Genomic DNA, 3336 nt, shown 5'->3' with positions numbered 1-3336 from the left:
GGGTGATGATTGAGATTGTCCACCCAATACTGCTTGTACTGCTCGATATGGGCATTAGGGTTGAGGTGCCGCCCAACGCCAGCCTTCAGGTGCGCCGCTGGCAGGTTCCCGTGATCGGAAAGAGGTTTGCCCTGTAGGAACTCTCCAGAATGCACCCGGTTCACAGGCCGCGCCAGCGGCGTCACCTGCGAGGCGATGTTGGGCCGCTACGCGAATAGGCTTAATTTTCCGATCTACCCTTCAGGTATATTTCTTATTGTAACTATGTCAGAAGAGTCTTTGTAGAGGTGATAGAGAATACATTCTTCTTGCTTCTCTGAACTCATCCAAGATGGCTGCTGCTCAGGGTATGATAATTTGAATCCTTGCCTTATCTGGGTGTGATGAGATTCAGCATGGCGTATTAGATGCTGTGACGCTCCTTCGAACATAAGTTGGTATTTTCTGTCGTAAACAGCAGTATTTCTAGTTTTAGGATGAATAACTAGCAAGTATGGCTTTATAGCTTTTAAATTATCATATTCACGCGAATTATCCATAGAATTACCTCCTAGTATGTGTTTAAAAAACACCTCTGATATAGTCAAGAATGGACATTTGCATATACGGGTTGATCCGGTATTTCTTGATCAATACGGTTATTTTGGACGATAGGCCCAACTTCCACTGATTTCTTTTCGTTCTACGGTATGAGACCATTGATTGCTATGAACTGTAAACCGTTGGCTCCACCACTGAATCATATTGTCGGCAAGCCATTCTTCTGAATGCTCTGGGCATCGCTTTCTAGCCTTGGCAATTATACTTTTTCCTTCTGTGTCCTTTTGCATAGCCGACGATAAAAGGTCGTGCGTTATAAAGTCCATACCATCCCTCTTGCGATTTATCTCAAAGTGTATAGCTTCAAGACGAGGAAGTTCTTGCTGAATTTTATTAAGTTCTTCAACAATAAAAGCATGTTGCTCCCGAATAAGCCTGAGAATTATCGGAAATACATTATCTTGCTCAAAGCACTTACCCATATCCCAACCCCCTATGTATGTAGGATTTATGACTATATATTGCCCAAATTCCAATCCGATCACAACTCGTATTATATTGTATTAAAGAATATTTGGCAACTGGTTTTACGGGCTACAGCGGCTTAACATATCGCTTCAGGTGTGCCACTAGCGACTTTGATAGGCAGATATGCTTTTTTTCGCTGGCACATATTCTATTGGTTCGCTCCGTGTATTGATGTCCGGATATGGTGCGGATATACAGCTTTTTTCGCTGGCAGTGCATTGGGGTACGCTGCGGCCCAACGCCAGCCTTCAGGTGCGCCGCTGGCAGTGTCCCGTGATTAACATAATGTTTGTCCTGAAGAAAGTTTCCAGAATGCACCCGGTTCGCAGGCCGCGCCAGCGGCGTCACCTGCGAGGCGATGTTGGGCGCGGGGCTGGCCATGACCTCTTGCCTCCCATCGTGTACTCCCTGCCGGACATTGACCGAAGCGGATTCCTCAACGGGCACTGATTGGGGCGGATTCCTCGACGGGCGCTGATCGAAGCGGCCTCCCCAACGGGCGGTGATCGAGGCCGTCTCCCCAACGGGTGATGAAGGTCGCGGAATCAGTGACGGGCGGTGAACGAAGCCGATTCTTCAACGGGCGGTGAACGAAGCCGATTCTTCAACGGGCGGTGAACGTGGCCGATTCTTCAACGGGCGGTGAACGTGGCCGATTCTTCAACGGGCGGTGAACGTGGCCGACTCTTCAACGGGCGGTGAACGTGGCCGACTCTTCAACGGGCGGTGAACGTGGCCGACTCTTCAACGGGCGGTGAACGTGGCCGACTCTTCAACGGGCACTGATCGAAGCGGACTCTCCAACGGGCATTGGCCGAAGCCGACTCCTCGACGGGCGTTGCTCGTGGCTGATTCGCCAACGGGCGCTGATAGAAACCGACTCTTCAACGGGCCTTGCTCGTGGCCGACTCGTCAACGGGATTGGAAGTTCGCAACGATTCCTCGGCCCCCGGAGCGCTGGCGGCCACCCCGACGCCCAACGCCAGCCTTCAGGTGCGCCGCTGGCAGCTTCCCGTGATCCGAGCAAAGTTTGCCCACCAGGAAATATCCAGAATGCACCCAGTTCGCAGGCCGCGCCAGCGGCGTCACCTGCGAGGCGATGTTGGGCGGCTGATTACTAGGCAGACATGGGTTAAAGTAATTATAGAGACTCTTGAATAATCTCTATAGTTACCTTCAATCGGCTCCAAAATTCTTTGCATATTTCAGGTAAACATATGTTGATTTTTTCACCTCTGGAGAAAAACCTTTTTCTGTTCTTAAAAGTAATAATATTACCCTTATCTTCATCCATCATGTGAATCCATTTCTCTGCTATCTCACCATTAATTATTTGAAAATATATTTTTGGCGACATCTCCCAGTACCCATTATGAATAAGCTCATGTCGCAAATTTTCAATTAACTTAATAACCGGAACTACTTCAAATATTGTGTTTTCTGCGAATAAACGCAACTTTTTCTTGTCACCATATTGGATTTTAAGCGATGATTGTCGTGGGTATTTAGTATAATTTTCCGGCATGTGCTCGAACTGATATGCAATTTTAGTAGTTAAATCCATTATAGAGTATAGTGTGACGATTAAATCACTTAAGAGAGAAATTACCACTGTTATACTGTCCCCGGAAACAAATATCACACCATTTTGTACGAGGTTCAATGGTTCTTGCTTACAGAACAGAACGTAAAATTGTGCTAATTTACTTTTTGATTCGATGATTCGATTTTGTAAATAACCAATCATCGCTTGGCAGTCGTATAAAAACAGCATTCTTACCCATATCTCATTATCTAATTTGGTAGATGCTTGTTCGAATTGAATGCAATTCATGGGAAAGTCAGAATCATGACCAGCAGCCGCTATCCAGGTCGGAAGATTCGATAGCGATTCATAGTATACGTCTTCATCGGGAAAGACCATTTCGCGAAATCTGTCATATAATTCGATACAAGCAAGATCTAAATCATATATTATATTGTCTCCTGGAAAGTAAAAGCTATTAACAGATATTTGTTCAATATAAAATTTTGGCTCTTGGCCAATAATAAGCTGATTTCGTTCGATTCTTCCATTGGGTAAGTAATACATGTATTTTCCTTTGGTTATTAATACTGCTATTCACCTTATCTACTTAATAAAAAGTGGTATCCATTAAAAAGGCAAGTCTCCACATAGGCTTGAGGTGCCGCCCAACGCCAGCCTTCAGGTGCGCCGCTGGCCATGTTCCCGTGATCCGAACGAGGTTTGCCCAAGAAGGTAATTCC

General features: G+C 46.0%; 3 protein-coding genes. All 3 read right to left on the bottom strand.

What is annotated here, in order from left to right:
• Window positions 1-233 precede the first annotated feature (233 nt).
• The 3 genes from EKD03_RS18010 to EKD03_RS18000 all read right to left on the bottom strand — a co-directional run bounded on the left by EKD03_RS18010 (window position 234) and on the right by EKD03_RS18000 (window position 3160).
• Window positions 234-539, bottom strand: coding sequence for a hypothetical protein (locus EKD03_RS18010; RefSeq protein ID WP_129633820.1), 306 nt, complete (start codon window positions 537-539; stop codon window positions 234-236).
• Window positions 540-638: 99 nt separating this feature from the next.
• A complete protein-coding gene (locus tag EKD03_RS18005; protein ID WP_129633818.1) occupies window positions 639-1022 on the bottom strand; it encodes a hypothetical protein in 384 nt (127 codons plus the stop codon).
• A 1187-nt stretch (window positions 1023-2209) separates the two neighbouring features.
• On the bottom strand, window positions 2210-3160 hold the full coding sequence (locus tag EKD03_RS18000; protein ID WP_129633816.1) for a hypothetical protein: 951 nt from the start codon (window positions 3158-3160) through the stop codon (window positions 2210-2212).
• Between the last annotated feature and the right edge of the window lie 176 nt (window positions 3161-3336).

The sequence above is a fragment of the Candidatus Oscillochloris fontis genome (assembly GCF_004138135.1).
GTDB lineage: Bacteria > Chloroflexota > Chloroflexia > Chloroflexales > Chloroflexaceae > Oscillochloris > Oscillochloris fontis.
This window is presented reverse-complemented; position numbering and strand designations above follow the sequence as displayed.

Excerpts from the sequence above, each read along its gene's own strand:
- EKD03_RS18010 (WP_129633820.1), bottom strand. The coding sequence starts at position 539 with ATGGATAATTCGCGTGAATATGATAATTTAAAAGCTATAAAGCCATAC.
- EKD03_RS18005 (WP_129633818.1), bottom strand. The coding sequence starts at position 1,022 with ATGGGTAAGTGCTTTGAGCAAGATAATGTATTTCCGATAATTCTCAGG.
- EKD03_RS18000 (WP_129633816.1), bottom strand. The coding sequence starts at position 3,160 with ATGTATTACTTACCCAATGGAAGAATCGAACGAAATCAGCTTATTATT.